Annotated in this window: 10 protein-coding genes; 8 read left to right on the forward strand and 2 right to left on the reverse strand. The window is 35.5% G+C overall.

Annotation, left to right across the window (positions count from 1 at the left end; genetic code table 11):
* Nucleotides 1-11: 11 nt before the first annotated feature.
* Together I6U49_RS08410 and I6U49_RS08415 are read right to left on the reverse strand one after the other, a co-directional pair.
* Nucleotides 12-2,993 carry an aminotransferase class III-fold pyridoxal phosphate-dependent enzyme gene (locus tag I6U49_RS08410; protein WP_232804673.1) on the reverse strand — a complete coding sequence of 994 codons (2,982 nt, stop codon included), beginning with the start codon at nt 2,991-2,993 and terminating at the stop codon, nt 12-14.
* A gap of 2 nt (nt 2,994-2,995) precedes the next feature.
* Nucleotides 2,996-4,999, reverse strand: a complete 2,004-nt coding sequence (locus tag I6U49_RS08415; protein ID WP_198628327.1) for an MGH1-like glycoside hydrolase domain-containing protein — start codon at nt 4,997-4,999, stop codon at nt 2,996-2,998.
* 301 nt (nt 5,000-5,300) lie between these two features.
* Between I6U49_RS08415 and I6U49_RS08420 the strand changes: the two genes are divergently transcribed.
* From I6U49_RS08420 to I6U49_RS08455, 8 genes are all read left to right on the forward strand, one after another.
* Nucleotides 5,301-5,825: an RNA polymerase sigma-70 factor gene (locus I6U49_RS08420; RefSeq protein WP_198628328.1), complete on the forward strand. Its 525-nt coding sequence runs from the start codon at nt 5,301-5,303 to the stop codon at nt 5,823-5,825.
* Nucleotides 5,826-5,907: 82 nt separating this feature from the next.
* The gene (locus I6U49_RS08425; RefSeq protein ID WP_198628329.1) at nt 5,908-7,032 is read left to right on the forward strand and encodes a FecR family protein; all 1,125 of its coding nucleotides are present in this window, start codon (nt 5,908-5,910) and stop codon (nt 7,030-7,032) included.
* A 78-nt stretch (nt 7,033-7,110) separates the two neighbouring features.
* Nucleotides 7,111-10,515 carry a SusC/RagA family TonB-linked outer membrane protein gene (locus I6U49_RS08430; protein ID WP_198628330.1) on the forward strand — a complete coding sequence of 1,135 codons (3,405 nt, stop codon included), beginning with the start codon at nt 7,111-7,113 and terminating at the stop codon, nt 10,513-10,515.
* Between the two features lie 12 nt (nt 10,516-10,527).
* Nucleotides 10,528-12,075 (forward strand): RagB/SusD family nutrient uptake outer membrane protein, encoded by a 1,548-nt coding sequence (locus tag I6U49_RS08435; protein ID WP_198628331.1) that lies wholly within the window; start codon nt 10,528-10,530, stop codon nt 12,073-12,075.
* Nucleotides 12,076-12,632: 557 nt separating this feature from the next.
* On the forward strand, nt 12,633-14,012 hold the full coding sequence (locus I6U49_RS08440; protein ID WP_198628332.1) for an RHS repeat domain-containing protein: 1,380 nt from the start codon (nt 12,633-12,635) through the stop codon (nt 14,010-14,012).
* Nucleotides 14,013-14,658: 646 nt separating this feature from the next.
* Nucleotides 14,659-17,811 carry a SusC/RagA family TonB-linked outer membrane protein gene (locus I6U49_RS08445; protein ID WP_198628333.1) on the forward strand — a complete coding sequence of 1,051 codons (3,153 nt, stop codon included), beginning with the start codon at nt 14,659-14,661 and terminating at the stop codon, nt 17,809-17,811.
* Nucleotides 17,812-19,290 (forward strand): SusD/RagB family nutrient-binding outer membrane lipoprotein, encoded by a 1,479-nt coding sequence (locus I6U49_RS08450; RefSeq protein WP_232804674.1) that lies wholly within the window; start codon nt 17,812-17,814, stop codon nt 19,288-19,290.
* 5 nt (nt 19,291-19,295) lie between these two features.
* A complete protein-coding gene (locus I6U49_RS08455) occupies nt 19,296-20,375 on the forward strand; it encodes an alkaline phosphatase family protein (RefSeq protein ID WP_198628334.1) in 1,080 nt (359 codons plus the stop codon).
* Nucleotides 20,376-20,486: the final 111 nt, after the last annotated feature.

Consider the following 20,486-nt stretch of genomic DNA (forward strand, 5'->3'; position numbering starts at 1 on the left):
TTTATAGCTTATTAATTTTTTTGACTGTTTAAATTACTGGTTTGGAATACAGTTTTTAGGTGATATATAAAATAATCTATCTGATCCCGGTTTATAATTATCGGAGGTTTTAATTTGAGTACGTTATTATCGGGTCCATCAGTACTCATTAATACACCTCGGGCTTTCATCATATTCACCAGTAAGCTGGCTGCTTTGGGTAATGGGTTTTTGTTTTTATCAGTAAGTTCAAAACCTAGAAATAAACCTTTACCTCTAACATCGCCAATTATAGGGAATTGATCTTGAAGGATGGTAAGCTGTTCTTTTAGATAATTGCCAATTTCTAACGCGTTTTCCTGTAGTTTTTCTGCTTTTATCACTTCCAGTACTTTTGTGCCTATGGCGCAGGATACCGGATTTCCCCCAAAGGTGTTAAAATACTCCATACCGTTGGCAAAAGTATTGGCAATCTTTGGAGTGCAAACCACAGCTGCCAGGGGATGGCCATTGCCCAGTGGTTTGCCTATCGTTACGATATCTGGAGTCACGGCATGTTCCTGGAACCCCCAAAAATGCGAGCCTACCCGACCGCACCCCACCTGTACCTCGTCGGCAATACAAACAGCACCGGCTTCTCGCATATATTGGTAAGCTAAGCTTAAATATCCTTGGGGTAATTCTACCTGCCCACCACAACTAATTATACTTTCGCAAATAAAGCCTGCCGGTTTTCGGCCTTTTTTATAAATCGATTGAACTGCTTCCCGGATATGAGCAGCGTATTTTATTCCGGATTTTTCACCACGATACTTTCCTCTAAACCTATCGGGCAAAGGAACTATTTGGGTGTGTTCTGGAGCTCCTTTGCCACCTTTGCCATCAAATTTATATGAACTTACGTCTATACATGCATTGGTATTGCCATGATATCCTACTTCTACAGCCACAAAATCTCTTTGTCTGGTATAGGATTTGGCCATCCTAATGGCAAGTTCATTGGCTTCACTTCCTGAGTTTACAAAATGTACTACGGAAAGTTCTTTCGGGAAAGTGGCCAATAGCTTTTTAGCGAATAGAATTATATTATCATGAAGGTAACGGGAATTAGTGTTAAGCATTTCCATTTGCTTTTTTCCCGCTTTAACTACTTCTTTATGTTCATGCCCAACGTGGGCTACATTGTTTACCATATCCAGGTATTTCCTACCCTTATCGTCGATGAGGTAAACCCCATCACCACGAACTATTTTTAATGGCTCTTTGTAACTTAAACTAAGGCTTTTGCCTAAATAAATTTTACGTTCTGAGATTAGGGTTTCAGGATCAAGCTTATTTGCTCGTATTCTTGCGTCCTTAAATAAGGTTAATGGATTTGGGAAAATTTGGTTGTAAACTTCTTTTTCCTTCTCCAAACAATTTAAAACAGGAGGGAGCATTTGTGGGGAAAAAAGACTTAGTTGAAAACAAAAGGCATTTTTTTCTTTGGGCTTATGGGTTCCCAGTAAACTGCCCTTATCTATTTCCTGACTAAATTTTATAGAAGATTCTATGGTTAAATTGCGGTAAATAGAATAGTATTTTTCTTTTTTATTAAACAGATGTTCAATAATCAGGATTTTTTTAGCTTTATCCAGCTCAATAATTTTTCCCGGTAGTAACGCACGAATATTAAACTTCCTAAAATGCCAAAATTGTATTCCCAAAAACAAATTCTTCCAGAAATCACCTTCTAAAGTTGTTATTCGGTTCTTCTCGTCAATTAGTTCTGGTCTAATTTCATTATAACCACCAAAAAAGATTTTTTTATTTTCTTCCAACCATAGTTCGTGGATCCTACCTGTCATTTTCTCCTTACTTCTAATATCTTCCATATTGCTAATACAGTTTGAAGAAATATCTAAATCTAATGGTTGAAAAGATGTTGGTTTTTTGGTTTCAATAAGATCTGAAAGGGCAATATTGGTAGTTCGGGAGTATTTCCTGAAAGAGGAATATGTTTTGTTTTCTTCGTAACCACAGGCATTTTGAAATAATATTTTGGCCAAGTGCGGGTTAATGTTGTACCATTCTTTAATTAACTTCCAGCCTCCAGCAGTACTTATTTGGTGGTATGGGTTTTCAGGTTCATTTTGGGCGTTTAGTTTTGCTTTCGTAAGACTAATTATTAGCCGCGCACCCACCAACCAATATAGAATTTCCAATTCTCTCTTTTTAAGGGGGAAAGAATCATGATAGCCCTTAATTACTGCTGTGGCAGCTTCAAGAACCTGCTTTTTCTCCATGATGGCATACGTAATACAAATTGCCAGGTCGTTTATGGTAGCTGTATAAGTAGCATCTCCAAAATCTATTAAGCCTACAATCTTTTCAGAATTTGGTCCAACTATTATGTTGCGGTCGTTAATATCATTATGAACAATACTCTTGCGACAATTCGCTAATTGATTTTCAATAGACTTAAAACCATCATAGAAATATGTGATATATTTATTCTTTTCTAAGTTAAAGAGATGCTGGTAGTCTTTTGTCCAGGATGTTTGTGAGATATCCCAGGGAGATTTTAGGTCTTTCGCATGCGAATCCTCAAAATTGAGTAAAAGACCGGTTAGGTGCCCAGCTTTTTTGCCCAGGTTATATAAAAGTCCTTTGGTATAGTAGCTGATTTCGCTCCAGAGTGTTCCAGGTACCCAAGACAATAGCCTTATATAAAATATTGTCCCTTCAATTCTAAGCTCTTCTATAAATGCACCATTGGTACTCTTAATTGTTTCTGGCAATAAAATACGGGAGTTGCCACCATTTAAATGCTGGTGAATATTATTTTGAAACTTTAAATAATCTAATTCGCATATTTCTGAGCATGCTACTTTTAAAATAAAATTCTTTTCATTTGTTTTAACCAAATAGTTATAGGTTAACTCTCCTGGAAGCAGGTGTATGGTTCCCGTTTTATGATATAATCTGGTAACTATTTCTTTTATAGTAGCTAAATTTAAGGCTGACTTTTTCATATTCATTCCTTTAAAAGGAGTAGTAAATAATGCGCCGCAGACCAGCTAAAATTATGGGCTTCCAGACCTTCTCCCGTTAATGGATTGTAATTTTCACGAATGGAACTCCCTTTTTTTGTTACTCCTTTAGCATTATGGATTAATTTTTTTGTAAGCAGGTTTGCTTCTTTGTGAAAACCGTATTTTTTTAGGCCTATTACGCCAAAATAAGATTGATCTATCCAGGTAGGACCTCGCCAATACCCACCTTCAGGTTCAAATTTTTCTGAACTTGCATCTAAAGTTTGCAATGGGACAGCGGTATTAAATCTTTTATTGTGCATTATGGTTTTCAAAAGTTCCTTAGCTTGAATTTTTGAAGCGACACCAGCCCAAAGAGGTATCCAGCCTTCACTACCTTTTATTTTTACATAAGATTTACCATCTATGGATGTATCATAATACCACCCATCTTCTTCACTATAAAATTGTTTGCGAATCTGCCTTTTTAGAATATCAGCTTCCTTTTGAAATTGGTTGGCTTCTTCATGCATGTTAAGAAGCTGTGCTAATTTTTTTAAGTAAAGCTTTTCTGCAAATAAATAGGAGTTCAGATCTACACTTTCCTGATCCATAGAAAAAGCGTTTTTCTGATTGGACAGCAATTGTGTATCGTCAAAACGCACAGCGTTGTCCATTCCACTCTCCCATTTTGCAGCGATTAGGGTTCCATCGGTAGACCCATATTCACAAAGACCGTCTTGGTCATGATCACGGAATTGGTACCACCAATCATGTTGCTTTTTAATTTTAGGGTAGATGTGTTCAATGAACTTTCTATCTCCATCTTGCTGGAAAATTGTCCAGGCTGCCCAGGCAGAAAGTGGGGGTTTTGTATTTCGATAATTGTTTTCCTCAATCAAGTTGTCGCGGTAAACACAATCTGGTATAAATCCGTTCTCGGTTTGATAGTCGTACATAGCCAATACTTGCTGCTTTGCCAAATCGGTATCGAAATGCGCGACCGCAACCGCATGCTTCCAACTATCCCAGGCCCAAAAACCATAAAACCATTCGTAATTATAACTTGGAAAAAACCCATCATATTTTAAACCGCCAGAAGCACTACGCCAATTGTTTTGTAGTGTAAGCAAAGACTTTTGGACCAACTGGTAATAGGTAGAATCTTGCCACTGGTTATCTATTTTAGAATTAATAGCCTTAATAGTTTCCAGTTTTTGATTCTTAGTTTTCTGATAGGAAGCATCGAAATTTTCCTGAAGCTGGGTTATTGCTGCCAGTTCGTTTTTATTAAATTCTGAAGCATAAGAAAAGGAGTAGGTAAAGTTGTAGGCTTCACCGGCCCCAATTTTAATAGGTTTTAGATTGGCTGTGTAAGCTGTATCTAAAAGATTTATAGTGGAATTTTTTATTTCATTCGGAAGATGCAGCAGGCCATAGAAATCATTTATTTTACTTTCCACCTTTATAAAATCCATAGCTTTTGATAAGGAAAAATCACCCTTGAAGATTTTTCCTTCTATCATGGGCTTTATTGTAATTGATTGATCTTGTAAGTTTTTGAATTGAAATTGAAACATGGCTGTTTTAGCAGATGTAAAGAACATCCTATGTGATAGTAGCCAGTTTTTGGTTTTTTTCTGAAATTCCAAACCTGATAAAGTACTCTTGAAAGATGTTTCTATTTCTGAATTTGGACTCTCTTTTTCCAGATCTTTAAACTGAAAATTAACTAGAGAAGAGCCTAACCAGGCTCCGTTTTCCTGAGACATTATCAATGGTCCGGTAAAACCATTAAAATTCGAGGCTGTGGGCATAGAATAACTAAACCAGGAGCCTTTATCTGAAAAAGCAAGAAAAGATTTGTCATCAATAGAACCTGGTATGCCTCTGTAATCTAACGTATTGTTTATTTCTTTATCGACAGGATTGTCGATGTTTTTTTGCGCATTTAAAAAAGTAGCGCCAGTAATTAAGAAAAGACTGGTTAAAAGATATTTATTCATTTTTATAAAAGCTATTAGTCTGAAAGATTCAGAATAGGATTACTTAAATAGAAATGAATTAAATGGAAATAAAGAAGCGTTTTACGCTTAAGGACTGGCCTAAATTACAAAAAAAATATTACGAGCCAAGAAATAGTATTAAAATTTTAAGCACCCATAAATAAACCATTCTTATATTCTACAAGGTTTAAAAAAATGTTAAATTATTATTTTAAAAAATTGGTTAGCTCGTTAAAAATATCTTGTTTTGTTTAAATATCATTGAGAAGTGGAACCGAATCTTATACTAGAAAGATTAAAAATGCAAGATAAGAAGGCTTTTCAACAAGTCTTTGAGACTTTTTATCCGCCTTTAGTAGCTTACTCCTATAAATTTACTTACAATCAGGCCGTAAGCGAAGATTTGGTTCAGGAATCCTTTATCTATATTTGGGAGAATTCAAGTAAACTAAAGATTAAAAAATCACTCCAGGCTTATTTATTTACAATGGTTAGAAATCGTAGCCTTAATTATCTCAAAAAAATCAACCTTACCGATTCCCATCACCTTATTGATATTTCTAATTTCCTTACCGAAGACTTTCAGGAAAAAATGTTTTTTGAAAAAGACATGGGCGCTCTTAAACAAAAAGCAGAAGAAATATTACAATGTTTACCCGAAAAAATGCAGGAAATCTTTAAACTGAAAATAATGCATGGTTTCAGTTATAAAGAAATAGCTGATGAAATGGGAGTTTCTGTAAATACTGTAAAAACACAATTAAAACGAGCCAGGTTTAAAATAGAATCAGCTTTAACTATACTTTATTTTCTTTTTTTCTGCTAAAGAGAAAAAAATATAAAAATTTGTCACCCAATCTAAAAAACGAATTGTCTTTATAATAAAGGGGCGTTATGCCTAATTGCTAATGGAATATAGTTTATTAATAAAAAAGCTTAAAAAAGGTTTGGATCCTGAGGAAGAAAAACAATTTCAGGAGTGGTATTCTTCTTCTTCAGAGCATCGTGACTATTTTAAAAATTTGAAAAGGAATTTTCAGGATTCTCCTAATCTTGAAATTAATACCTCCAAAGCCTGGACAAAGGTTGATAAAAAGATTTTTAAACCTAAGAACAATTATTGGAGATATGCAGTTGCAGCTGTTTTGGTATTGGGATTTTTGAGTTTTCCAATATACTACTTACTAAAAACTCCAATGGAGGATGAAAATAGGATCGTTGAGATTAATGAATTGGAGTCTCATTCTAAAGGTATAATTTTTAAAGATCAGGATGGGAAATCAGTTACTTTTTCTGAAAGCGATTCGATTATATCCGGTAAGTATTATCAAGGGAATGGAAGTCAGCTTAAAATCTCGGATATTGATCAAAGTGTTGGAACCAATAGCATTATAGTGCCAACCGGTAAGCAGTTTAATCTAGAATTAAGTGATGGAACAAAAGTGACATTAAATGCAAAATCAAAACTTGAATTCCCGACTAGTTTTGATCAAAGTGATCATAGAAAGGTAAAATTGATATATGGGGAAGCCTATTTTGAGGTGACTCCTGCAATTGAAAATAACAACAAAAGATTTATAGTTGAAAATTTAAATCAAAGTATAGAAGTAATTGGAACCTCTTTTAATATAGAAAATTATAAAAAAGAGGAAGTAGTAACGACTTTGGTAGAGGGTGAAATTAATCTTTTACATGGGAACAATAAAATAGTGATGGCGCCGGGCCAACAGTCTGTTGTAAATAAACAGAACTTGGAAGGTGTAAGGGACGTAGAAGTTTATGATTACGTTGCCTGGAAAGACGGTATGTTTTTATTTAAAGATAAACCTTTAGAGGATATCTTTAATGTACTTTCAAGATGGTATGATGTAGAAGTAGAATTTGAGGAAAAAGCACTTCAGGAAATAAAATTTAATGGCAGATTTAAACAGAAGCAAAAACTGCAAAATATTCTGCACATTATTGAAAATACTAAACGAGCACGATTTGAATTAGATGGAAATAAAATCAAAGTGATGCAATATCAGGAGTAAAAAAAGGAATGGGGTTTAGAACTGGACAATTTAAACCCTCATTCCCTTAACATTAAGTAATTAACTAACTACAAATTTATGAAAACTAAATTTAATGCTAAACTATTGCCTTTACCCAAGGGAATTTTAATTTTTATTATGAGAGTATTCATCTTGTTTTTCTGTATTAGTAGTTTCGGATTTAATTCGGACGAACTATTCTCTCAGAATGCTAAAATAAAAATTGACAAGACAGAAAGTATAAGTGCGGAAGATGCTTTTCAGCTTATAAAATTACAAACAGATTATACTTTTATTTATCCCAGTGATCTTTTTAATGAAGCTCCAAAGATTAATTTAAAGGCAGGGATTATTCCCGCGAAAGAACTTTTAGATAAGTGCCTATCATTGGTAAGCTATACTTATGAATTTACCGATGAGCAGGTTATTTTGCTTAAAGAGAAAAATCTTTTTTTTGATTCCGTTACTAAAACGATTTCGGAGCAAAAAACAGTCACCGGTACCGTAACAGATTCCAAGGGAATGCCATTGCCCGCGGTTAACGTTTATGTTGAAGGAACCCAAAGAGGAACCCAAACCGATTTTGATGGAAAATTTTCTATTGAAGCCGTATCTGGTGAGCGCTTGTCCTTTCAATATTTAGGTTTTCAGAAACAGATAATAACAATAGAAAATCAAACCACTATAAATGTTGTTTTAAAAGATGATCTGGAAAGCTTAAATGAAGTTGTTGTTGTAGGGTATGGCACCCAAAAGCGAAGCGATGTTACAGGTGCTATTAGCTCTGTGAAAAGTGAAGAACTCAATAAAGTGGTAAGTACTAATCCGCTTGATGCCATGCAAGGAAGGGTTTCCGGAGTTACGGTAACAAACTCTAATGGTAGCCCGGGGGCGGCTCCAGAAATATCCATTCGTGGAATTGGAACTTTTGGAAATAATGAACCTCTTTACATAGTTGATGGTGTTCAGGCAGATCCATATTTTATAAATACCAATAATATAGAAAGTATTGAAATTCTTAAGGATGCAGCGTCAGGGGCTATATATGGTACCAGGGCAGCCAATGGTGTTGTAATTATTACCACAAAGAAAGGTGAGGAGGGTAAGCCAAGAATAGAAATCGAGTCTTCCTTAAGCGTAAACACCCTGAGAGAAGAAATGAAATTATTAAATGCCCAGGAATATATTTCTGTACATCGCCAGATGTATCAGAATGCTGGTGCAGAGCTTCCGCAGTATGTAGAAAATCCGTCGGTATACGATACGGACTGGATAGGTGAAACCCATCGAACAGGGTATTTATCTACCAATAACATTAGAATTAGTGGTGGAGGAAAAAATATAAACTATAGTATTGGCGGTAACTTTGCTGATGAAACTGGTTTATTAATTGGATCTGGGTTTAGTAAAAAAGGAATTAATTCACAGGTTAATCTTAATACCGGAAAATTAAAAGTTTCTACCAACTTGAATTACAGTGAAACTAATAGGGAGGATTATAAGTTCTCCATTAGGGAAACTTATTTTATTTCTCCATTAATCCCGGTATTTGATGAAGAGCGGGAATCGGGCTTTGGTTACAGAACCGGAGATCTTCCTGATCATAGAAATCCTGTTGGGGAAGATCATTTTTTGGAAAATTTTACCAAACAGAAATATTTCCTGGGGAATGTAAATTTTGATTTTGAGGCTTTTAAGAATTTTCATATCGGCGCAGGTTTTAGTCTTGCCGATCGTCAAAACTATACCTATAACTTTCATCAACCATTTCGTGTGAGGGATGTACAGGATATTGCGCAGCGTGAATTTGCCTTTTTATCTGAATATCATTCTGAATTTAGAAGATTAAACGAGGAATATACTTTAAGGTATAACTTTGAGCTTTCTAAGCATAGCGTAGGCTTGTTGGCCGGATACCAAAGAATTAAAGAGCCTTTTAAAAGTACCTACGCCCAGGCAGAAGGCTATAAGCTTGATGATGATGGTAGTAAAGTTTCGGCAACTATTTTAGACCCCGATTTTAATACTTTAGACGCTTTTAGTGATGGTACTTATTCTGCCAATGGATCTAATGCAGAGTATGCCTTAGTTTCCCAATTTGGAAGAATTAATTATGCCTTTGATGAGAAATACTTATTGCAAGCTAGTCTAAGACGTGACGGCAGTTCTAAATTTGGAAGAAATAATCAATATGGTGTTTTTCCATCTTTTGCCTTAGGATGGAAAATAACTGAAGAGAATTTCATGGAGAGTCAGGAAGTTATCAATTTTCTGAAGCTGCGATATAGTTGGGGGCAGGCAGGTAATGATAGTGCCTTAGGGTACTATGATTATGTAGCCTTAATTTCGCAGGGAAAAAGCCAAGATGATGGTGGCTATGTATTTGGAAATCCCCAGAATTCCTATCTAGGTAGTATAGCCCGTGACTTGCAAAATGACGATTTGCAATGGGAAACAAATACCTCGGCTAACTTTGGAATGGATTTCGGCATTTTTGATAATAAACTTCAGGGTTCTATCAACTATTATAATAGTAAGACCGATGACTTATTAATAACAAAAGAAGTATCACCTTCAGCAGGAATTAATAATCCTGTGGTAAATGTAGGAGCTTTTCAAAATAAGGGCTTTGAGTTTGAAGCGAATTACAGGAACAGGGAAAATGCTTTTAAATATTCTGTAGGCGGGACATTTACAACAATTAATAGCGAGGTAACTAAATTGAGTAATGAAGATCAGGTGCTCTATGGTGTTGGTCTATTGTTTGGGTCAGATCATTTTGTAAACCAAACCAAGATTGGTTATGAACCCGGTGCTTTTTTCCTTCCCGTTGCAGATGGTATTTTTCAGAACGAACAGGAGGTGCAAGCGCATAGTGTGAATGGTAACCTTATACAGCCTAATGCGGAACCCGGAGATATAAGGTTCGCAGATCAAAATGGAGATGGGTTAATTAATGAAGAGGATGAAGTATATGCGGGCACAGCAATTCCAAAGTACGAATATAGTTTAAATCTAACAGGTGAATATAAAGGCTTCGATCTTACCATATTCTTTCAGGGTGTAGGAGGGAATAAAATCTATAATGGTAATGATTTTAGGTTATTGAGTCTGGATACAGGTAGAAATTATAGGACTGCGGCTCTTGATGCCTGGACTCCAAACAATACCAATACCTCTGTTCCAAGAGCAGTCTTAAATGATCCAAATCGCAACAACCGTGCTTCTACCAGATTCCTGGAAGATGGAGATTACTTGAGACTTAAAACCTTACAGTTAGGCTATACTCTAAGTTCAGATAACCTTAAAAAAACATTTATAGACCGAGCAAGAATATTTGTAACAGGTCAAAACCTCTTTACAATAACAAATTACTCCGGACTTGATCCTGAAGTAGGAGGAAGTGTATTATCCAGGGGAGTAGACCTTAATCTCTACCCAAAATATAAGTCTTTGATAACCGGTGTTCAACTTAGTTTCTAAAAAAAAATTGTAATGAAAAAATATATCATAAAATCTGTTTTTCTAATTAGTGTATTTCTTTGTATTGGATGTTCTGGTGAAGAATATTTAGATAAACAACCACCAGATCAACTTACTTCAGAAAATTTTTGGCGCAATGCCGAAGATGCCCGCTCTGGTTTAACTGCAGCGTATTCAGAGCTGGAAGCTCGAAGTAATTTCTGGGATGGCTGGCAGGAAGGCCGTTCCGTAGTAGAGTATTTTCGTTCAGATTATGCTTTACCAGGACCAGACGCAAGCAATTATTCCCATTGGATGTCTATTTATAATTTTAATTACACCAATGGACATATTTTTTTAGATGTTCTGTGGAGTACGAATTACAAAGGAATTAATTTTTCAAATCAAGTTATTAAGAATGTTACTGAGATGACGGCTGATCAGATCTCAGAAGGTGAAAAGGAACAAATTTTAGGAGAAGCTTACTTTTTACGAGCTTATTATCATTTTAAACTGTTAACATTGTTCGAACAAATCATTATAAGAGATGAGGTAATTACCACAACAACTTTGGACAAAGCATTGGCTTCCAGATCCGAGGCCTGGGATTTTTTGTTGCAGGATTTTGAGACCGCAGCAAACAAATTGGAATTTAATATCGATCCGCAAGACTACGGAAGAGCAAATAAAGCTGCTGCTTTAGGATATTTAGGGAAAGCCTATATGTATAAAGCCGGTGATGATACTTCCAGCTCTGTCGATGATTATCAAAAAGCGGCGGATGCATTTTCTAAAGTTATAGAAAGCGGACAGTATGCTCTAGAAGATGACTTCAAAAGTCTATTTAATGGGAACAACGAGAATAACAAAGAATCTATTTTTGAATTGCAATTTAAAAGCGGTGACGCGAATTCCTGGAATGCGACTCGTCTACATTCTTTTGTGGGAGACTGGGCCATCGGAGGATGGGGTGGTATTGTTGCAGATGATAGATTAGTTGATAAAATGAAGACTGAGGGAATGATTGCTGAAGATGGACTTTATGATTCTCGGCTATATGCTACGCTTTATTTTGATGATCCTTACTTTAATGATGAATCAGCCAAAAGAATGGAGGGAAGCACTTGGGATACTTTGATTGAAGCTACTTATGGTGATGCTGACGCTAAAGATGATGTTGCCTTCTTTAGAAAATGGTTACCGGAACCTTTGGAAGGGAATGGGTACATTGGTCTTAACGTTACGCTGCTGCGTTATGCGGATGTTCTACTAATGTATGCAGAGGCATTAAATGAAATAGGAACTACAGGGGAGGCTATTGAATTGATTAATAAAGTTCGTAATGCTCACGGAAATATGCCTCCAGTTAATCCTAATACTAAAGAAGCCGTATTTGATCAGTTGGTGCATGAGAGAATAATGGAGCTCAGTTTGGAAAGTACACGCTTCTTCGATCTACGAAGATGGGGAATGTTGGAAGGAGCAATGACAGCGGCCAATAGAAGTGGATTTAGTGCGCAAGAACACGCTTATCTACCAATCCCATTATCAGAATTACAAACGAATACTAAAATTGAATGATTTTTAATTTGGATCAGAATTATCTGTAAAAAGATATACCATTAAATTACCCGGGGTTAGACTTTAAATTAGTCTAACCCTTTTTTAATACTTCTGCGATACCCTATTGGCATCTAACGGATTTCTTGGTTTTTTTTATAGCCTAAAGGTTCAATCAGTCCACCTTGGTATTTTCCAATGTCAATTCCTCCCGTTTGCAGAATGACATAAAATTTTAACTTCCTTTAGTTCTAGTGCCTGAACCAATGCATGAAGATCATCTACATTCTTTTTGAAAACTAAGGTTTTCTTTGGCCGTTGGGGACATCAAAGAACCTCTTTGGCCATAAAAGACAAAATGAAATTGTCTTGTTAAACCTTTAACTATTTGGCATTATTCCCCAATATAAACGCCCTCTTGATTAAACCCATTCTTTGATCCTTATCTTTATGTAAGGAATATCCTATTTTAGATATTGAAATTTTTTAGTTCACGCACTTCATGTTACACTTCATTCAAAGAATTAGTCAGGCAAAATAAAAATTATAGTTTTGCAAAAAGCACTATACCCATAGAAATGAAAAAAGTAGTTAAACTCTTTAGAATTGGCCTCTTATTAATGTTAGGAATCTCTTTAATAACTGCTTGTGCTACAGTTAAAAAAACAAAACCGGTGATTAATAAAGAAAATACTGATTGGGAAAAGCTGAATTTAATAGGAAATGTGAAAGCTGTAAATGAAGCTTCAACTACGAAATATCCCGATGAAGAAGCAAAAATAAAAACATCAAAGTATACTTTTAATCGGTATGGGAAGCAACTGCTTTTTGAAGGGCCTAAATACTCGCATAAGAGTGTCTATAACGCTGAAGGGAAAATTTTAGAACAGAAACAATATTTTGAAAATAGACTAGAAAAGAAAATAACTTATAACTATTCCAGTGAAGGCAAAAGAACTGGTAAGAGTACCTATATGACCCCTACCTTTCAAACCAAGGAAGAATGGGAAGCCCATGAAGCTAATAAAAAAAATCTTCCAAATGAAGGGCTATACCTTCAAAATAGACTTGACATTCAGGATAACGGCAATCAAACTATAACTGTGTACAAAGAAAATAAAGAAATTGATCATATACAGTACGAGGTTTACAAGGGGTCGAAATTAGTAGAAATTAGTGTAAAATATCCTTTTTCAGAAGTTTTTGGATATAAAAAGACCTGGAAATATGATGCGGACAATAACCTTAAAAAGTTTAAAAAATATGTAGGGTCTGCCAAAAGATTAGAACTTATTTGGGAGTATGATTATGATGAAAACGATAGAATAGTTAAAGAGACGTATTTGCGCTACATGCCTAAAAGCTCGTCGTCATTTAATGAAAATGGCCATCTTAAGGAACAGATTAACGCTTATTATTTAGATGAGGAAATTTCGGCTATTTCCTCATACCAGTATGATGCTAATGGAAGTCTAATTTCCAAAAAAAGGAAGAAATATAATGGTGAATTAGCACGTGAAATAACTTATGAACTCACTTACGATTCCAACCAAAATTTAATACAGGAAAACGTACACGATTCTAAAAAAGCCAGCATCAATAACTATATGGAGTATGATGAAAATGCTAATGAAATATATTATAAATCTGTTGATGCTAATGGAGATTTAATAGCAAAAGTTACTAGAAAATTTGATTCTGTTTCAAATATGATAGAACGTGTTGTTTATAAGGCTGATGAAAGCATAAGTTTAAAAGAGTCTTATGTTTACAATACCAATAATAATGTAACCAAACATATAGTTGAAAAACCTTTAGAAGAAATCATAGAAATAAAAACCCGTGATTATGACCACAAGGGTAACTGGATAAAATTTGAACTCAAGCTTCTTTCTTCAAAAAATGATGAGCTCTTTCAACAAGTGATTAAAGAGCGTGAAATAGTTTATTTTGAGTAATTGGCACATATATATTGTTGCATTCAGGATAAGACAATTTCTTTTAAAGTATTTATAGAGTTCCTGGTGTAAAATCCTTATCGTAAGAAATGTAACCCAGCTGATAGTAGGCAACTAATTTAAAATGCTTTGGGCTACTTTAGACAGGGAGCAGCAGCTTTCCCTGAAAAATCTTCTGTAGCAATCTTTTGATTTGCGGTGATTTCTCGATAATTGAGGTTTATTCCAATAATTATCGGGACTCTCGGGCTAGTCTCAAACAAAAAACTTTCCATTTAAAAACACGTTGGCTTGCTACGAGGTAATTACTTTTTATTTGAAAAATCTTAGACATTTTCATTTTTTAATTCGATTGTGAGTGTTCCGAAAATGTAAAGACCTGGTTTATATTTAAATAAGTTATATCTAGAGAAAAATAGGCTAAGAAATAGTTATGTAAGATATATTATCCTAAGATGTTTTATAAGTTAAGCTTTGTTAAAACGAATAAACTTATCATATTTATTAAAATTCTTTAAACCAGTTTTTTACCCTTTTTTAAGTGCTGAATAGTCTTAAAGATTACTTAAATATTTTCTAAAATTCATTTGATAATGGCGGTTGGGTCGAATTGTAGCTTTGCGCTGAATTTTTAACCAACTATCGAATGAAATATTATTATTTATTATTATTGATTTTTGGCCTGTCTTGGCAAATACAGGCCCAGCAAAAAGAAATTACCGGTGTAATTACCGATCCCGAAGGAATTCCTTTGCCCGGGGTAAGCATTAGCATTAATGCTGGTAGCGTAGGAGCAGTTACCAATTTTGATGGCCAATTTGAGTTAATGGCCAGTACCGGTGATGTTTTAAGCATTTCTTATCTGGGTTTTTTAACTCAAAAAGTAACTATAGACAATAAGACCAACTTACTTATAAGTCTTGAGCCAAATACCGAATCTTTAGACCAGGTAGTGGTTACTGCACTTGGTATTACTAAAGCAGAGAAAAAAATAGGCTATGCAACTCAGGAAATAGCAACAGATGATTTAAAAAACATACCCATCGCTAATGTTGGTAACCTTTTTTCGGGGAAAGTTGCCGGTTTACAGGTTAGTAATCCACCCGGGATGTTTCAGGCCCCAAGTTTCTTACTGCGAGGGAAAAAGCCACTAATTGTAATTGATGGGATACCGGTAAGTAGCGATTTTTTTGATATTTCACCAGATAATATTGGTGCAATCAATGTTTTAAAAGGTACTACGGCTTCGGCATTATATGGCTCCAGGGGAAGAAATGGTGCTATTCTCATAAATACTAAAAATGCTACCGAAGAAGGCTTGACGGTTGAAGTATCTCAAAATGTAATGCTTACTGCCGGATATGCCGTTTTTCCTGAAACACAGCATGAATATGGAAATGGTTCCAATGGAAAATATGAATTCTGGGATGGCGCCGATGGCGGTATAGCTGATGGTGATATGATTTGGGGACCTAAGTTTGATGAAGATTTATTAATACCCCAATGGAATAGTCCTATAATTAATAATGAAACAGGAGAAGAAATTCCGTGGTGGGGTAGTGTAACCGGTACTCAATATGATGATCGCTCTAAATACTCCAGAAAACCCCTGCCCTGGGTGAGACACGATAATCTTGATGAGTTTTTGGGAACCGGTGTTATTTCAAATACAAACTTTAACATAGGACATAGAAACAAAAATGGATTTTACAGGTTAAATGGTAGTTTTTCTCATAATAAAGATCGTGTCCCAAATTCCAGCCTTTCCCAGGGAGGTTTGAGTTTTAAGTCCCTTACCAACTTTAATGATAACTTAAGCTTAAGTAGTAAGTTGTCTTATAACAAAGTATACTCTCCAAACTCACCTAATTATGGGTATAACCCCAGTGGGCATATGTATACACTTCTAATCTGGATGGGAGAAGATGTAAATGGAAAAGATTTAAGAGATCATCATTGGGTACCGACAAAAGAAGGTTATAGGCAGGCTAATTGGAATTATGCCTGGTACAATAACCCATGGTTTGGTGCAGAAAATTACCAAAAGGGATACGATTCAAACTTACTTAATGGGCAGCTTCAATTGTCTTATAAGCTTGGAGAGAAATTTCAATTCCAACTAAGAGGTTCGGGTGTTTTAAAGCAAACTTTTGAAGATCTGGAAAGTCCTAAATCTTACTTTAACTACAGTGCGCCCAGAGAAGGTTCTTACCAGACCTGGAATAAAAACCGTTTGAATATTGATTATGACTTTTTAGCGACCTATAATGATAAGCTTAGTGACGAGCTAGGGCTGGCAGTATATGCCGGAGCTTCAACTTTTTACAGAAGCCATAGAAATGAATTTGCCGCCACAGATGGGCTTACAGTGCCAGGAGTTTATAATATGGGGAATTCTACAGGACCCGTGAGGGCCGAAAATTACTTTGAACAAAAGGCCATCAATAGTGTTTATGGAACACTCGAACTGGATTTTCAGGATACTTATTTCTTAACAATGGCTGCGAGAAACGACTGGTCTTCTACGTTACCAAAGGAAAACAGGTCTTATTTTTATCCATCTATATCCAGTAGCGTACTTTTAAGCAATATTTTGGATTTGCCGTCTCAGGTTAATTACATGAAGCTATTTGGCTCCTGGGCAAGGGTGTCTAGCGATTTAGAGCCTTATAAATTATCGTCTTACTATAATAATTCAGGGAGTTTTGGCAATATTCAAAAGCTTTATTATCCGTCAGAAATTGTAAATCCTAATATTGCTCCTGAAACTTCTACATCTTTTGAAGTTGGGCTTAATACGGCATTGTTTAACAATCGTCTGGCTTTAGATGCAACTTATTACAACACGGTAGATACCGATCAAATTATCAATAAGCCCATTTCCTTAGCTTCCGGATTCACTTCCCGTAAAATGAACGGAAATGAATATACCACTAATGGTTTGGAGCTATCTTTAAGTTTTAAACCAATTAGGAAAGAAAACTTTAAATGGTCTGGATTGGTGAACTGGTCAAAACAGGTAACACGTTTAACCAATATTACAGGAGATTCAGAAAAATTTGGGAACCTATCGCTTAATGATCGGGTAGATAGTTATTACGAAACCGAATGGAAAAAATCTCCCAATGGAGAGGTGATACTTAATGCCGAAACCGGTTTACCAACAAGAGATACGTATGTATCTTATTTAGGGCATTTTGATCCCGATTGGTCATTTGGTTTGGTCAATAATTTTCAATATAAAAATTGGCATTTGAATGTAGCCCTGGATGGCGTTTGGGGTGGAGTACTGCGCTCTCAGGTAGTTGAAAAAATGTGGTGGGGTGGAAAACATCCAAAATCTGTAGAATACAGGGATGAAGAATATGCTGCCGGTGAACCTATCTATGTGCCAGATGGAGTTAATGTTGTAAGTGGCGAGTTAGTGCGCAATGTGAATGGAGAAGTAGTGTCTGATACCCGTGTATTTGAAGAACATACTACCCCAATAAGTTGGCAAACCTGGTCTCAAAACTACCCATATCGTGCCAGGGTAACTGAGGAAGAAAGTGAAACTTTTGCGAATGTGTTTGATAGGTCTTACTTGAAATTACGTAGTGTATCCCTTAGTTATAATCTTACAGAAATGCTGGGAAGTAAAAGTATAAAAGATGCCAGTGTAAGTTTTAATGCTTATAACCTTTTTGTACTTACCAAAGGAGACTATTACACAGACCCCGATTTTAAAACCCAGGATAGCAATAATATTCAAGATCCGTCTTCACGTTACCTGGGAATTGGTTTAAACTTAAAATTCTAAATGATGAAAAACATAAAAAAGTATCTTAGTATCTTGGTTATGGCCTTGTTATTTAATGCCTGCCATAATTTAGATGAAATAAATGATAACCCGAACTATGTAAATGAAACGCATCCACAACTTCTACTTACAGAGATCGCATCTAATGCTTTCCAGGTGGAAGGTACCCGGGCTTTATATGCATCAAGAATGATTATACAAACGGGTGAGGAGAATAATTACCAGTTTTATAAATGGGGAAATGGAAGTTTTGCTCCTTACAATGAGTTAAGGCAGATAACCAAAATGATTGAAGAGGCGCAACGAATTGAAAATTCTAATTATGTGGCAATTGGTAAATTTTTTAGAGCCTATTATTTTTATAAACTTAGCTTAAGTTTTGGAGATATACCTTATAGCGAAGCTTTGGCGGGAGAAACAGGCAATTACCAGCCGGGATACGATTCACAGGAAAGGGTTTTTGCTGGCATTATTAATGAGTTAGATGAAGCTTCCGGCTTAATAAACAACAATGAAACTATTGATGGTGATATAATTTATAATGGAAACCCTACTAATTGGTTAAAGCTAATTAACTCATTTCAACTAAAAGTTTTAATGACTTTGTCGGGTAAAGAACAAGTGGAAGGAATAAATATAAGTGAAAAATTTAACGAGGTATACCAACGAGGAAACCTTATTAATTCTCTAGATGAGAACGCCCAGTTAGTGTTTGTTGATCAGCAGGATAGCAGATACACCGAGTTTAATTCCAGTAGCTATGCTTCAAGTATGTTTATGTCTGCTACTTTTGTAGATCTTTTAAAAGAATTAAAGGATAATCGTTTGTTTATTATAGCAGAACAAACTTCCAGTGCAACTTCTGAAGCAAAACCAATTGAAGATTTTGAATCTTATAATGGGGGCGATCCAACTGCAAATTATTCACTAATTAGTGAAACGCTGGTTGCCGATGGAAATATTTCGAAAGTGAACGCCAGGTATTATACAAACCCTACTACCGAGCCGCATAATATATTAAGCTATTGGGAAATAGAGTATATTTTGGCTGAAGCAACTGTTAGGGAATGGATCAATTCAGATGCATCGCAACATTATGAAAACGCTGTTCGGGCAAATTTTGAATTTTATCGAAATCATGCAGAAGAATATAATATGTACTTATCTGAAGCTTATGTAAATCAATATTTATCGCAGGAAAATGTAAAATTACCTGTGGCCGATAAGGAAGTTTTATTAGAAAGAATCCTTACTCAAAAGTATCTTACAAGCTTTTTGCAAGGTGGGTGGACGCAATATTACGACTATCTAAGAACAGGCCATCCCTACTTTAAATTTACAAATGCTAACACGCCTCCTAAGCGATTTGTATACCCAAATGATGAGTATAATAACAATACCCGTAACCTTGAAGAAGCCATTAATTCTCAGTTTAATGGGAATGATGGAATTAGAGAAACACCCTGGTGGTTAAATTAAAAACTATGAAAAAAAACTATGTAGTACTAGTAGCTGTTTGTTTATGGACTTGCTTCCTACAAGCACAGCAAAATGAAAAAGTAATTATTATTAGCCTGGACGGCTTAAGATGGCAGGAATTATATGGCGGAGCCGATTCCCTGTTTATAAATAATAAAGAATTTGTTTCTAATACAGAAGCACTAAACGAGCAATTTTGGGGGCCTACTAAAGAAAAAAGGCGAAAGAAACTAATGCCTTTCTTCTGGAGTCATATTGTAGAGAACGGCGTATTGCTTGGGAATAGATGGGAAGAAAATAAGGTAAATCTTACCAATACGATGTTATTTTCATATCCCGGTTATAATGAAATCCTAACAGGAAGAGCCGACGATGAGCGCATAAATTCTAACAGCAAACATCATAACCCAAATGTGACTTTATTAGAAAAAGCTCAGGCTTCGAATACCTATAAAGATAAGGTAGAGGCTTTTGGTAGTTGGGATGTATTTCCTTACATCCTTAATGAAAAACGAAGTGGAGTTCCTGTAAATGCAGGCTATAGATCTTCTCATGCGGCAAACCCAACAGAAAAAGAACTTTATCTGGACCATTTGCAAAAACAAACTCCAAAAAGATGGGAAAGTGTAAGGTTTGATGTATTTACCCATAATTATGCTTTAGAAAGCTTACAATCGCGAAAGCCCGATGTTTTGTATATCGCTTATGGAGAAACAGACGATTTTGCGCACGAGGGGCGTTATGATCAATATTTAAAGTCTGCAAAAAGAACAGATGAAATGATTAAGGAAATTTGGGACTTTATTTCCAAAGATCCTTATTATAAAGACCAAACAACTGTTTTTATCACCACAGATCACGGTAGGGGTACAGGCGTAACTAAAGATAACGACTGGAGACATCACGGAAGTTCAATTCCTGTGGCAGATCAAACCTGGATAGTGGCTTTTGGCAACAAAATTCAGGCTTTAGGTGAAGTGAAAAAAGATGCGCAATATTTTGTGCCTCAATTTACCACTACTATTGCTGAATTTCTAAACCTGGATTTAAAAAACGATTTTCCTGCCCTGCCAATAAAGAAATAAGTAATTATTTTATTAGATGTTTACAGGAAAATAAAACGTATAATATTAAAAAATAAAAGCCCCGAAGCATTAGTGTATCCGGGGCTTATTTATTGGCACCGCTAAAGGCTG

This window comes from Salegentibacter maritimus (assembly GCF_016236915.1).
Taxonomy (GTDB): Bacteria; Bacteroidota; Bacteroidia; order Flavobacteriales; family Flavobacteriaceae; genus Salegentibacter; species Salegentibacter maritimus.

Excerpts from the sequence above, each read along its gene's own strand:
- I6U49_RS08425 (WP_198628329.1), top strand. The coding sequence starts at position 5,908 with ATGGAATATAGTTTATTAATAAAAAAGCTTAAAAAAGGTTTGGATCCT.
- I6U49_RS08455 (WP_198628334.1), top strand. The coding sequence starts at position 19,296 with ATGAAAAAAAACTATGTAGTACTAGTAGCTGTTTGTTTATGGACTTGC.
- I6U49_RS08450 (WP_232804674.1), top strand. The coding sequence starts at position 17,812 with ATGATGAAAAACATAAAAAAGTATCTTAGTATCTTGGTTATGGCCTTG.
- I6U49_RS08445 (WP_198628333.1), top strand. The coding sequence starts at position 14,659 with ATGAAATATTATTATTTATTATTATTGATTTTTGGCCTGTCTTGGCAA.
- I6U49_RS08440 (WP_198628332.1), top strand. The coding sequence starts at position 12,633 with ATGAAAAAAGTAGTTAAACTCTTTAGAATTGGCCTCTTATTAATGTTA.
- I6U49_RS08410 (WP_232804673.1), bottom strand. The coding sequence starts at position 2,993 with ATGAAAAAGTCAGCCTTAAATTTAGCTACTATAAAAGAAATAGTTACC.
- I6U49_RS08435 (WP_198628331.1), top strand. The coding sequence starts at position 10,528 with ATGAAAAAATATATCATAAAATCTGTTTTTCTAATTAGTGTATTTCTT.
- I6U49_RS08420 (WP_198628328.1), top strand. The coding sequence starts at position 5,301 with ATGCAAGATAAGAAGGCTTTTCAACAAGTCTTTGAGACTTTTTATCCG.
- I6U49_RS08415 (WP_198628327.1), bottom strand. The coding sequence starts at position 4,999 with ATGAATAAATATCTTTTAACCAGTCTTTTCTTAATTACTGGCGCTACT.
- I6U49_RS08430 (WP_198628330.1), top strand. The coding sequence starts at position 7,111 with ATGAAAACTAAATTTAATGCTAAACTATTGCCTTTACCCAAGGGAATT.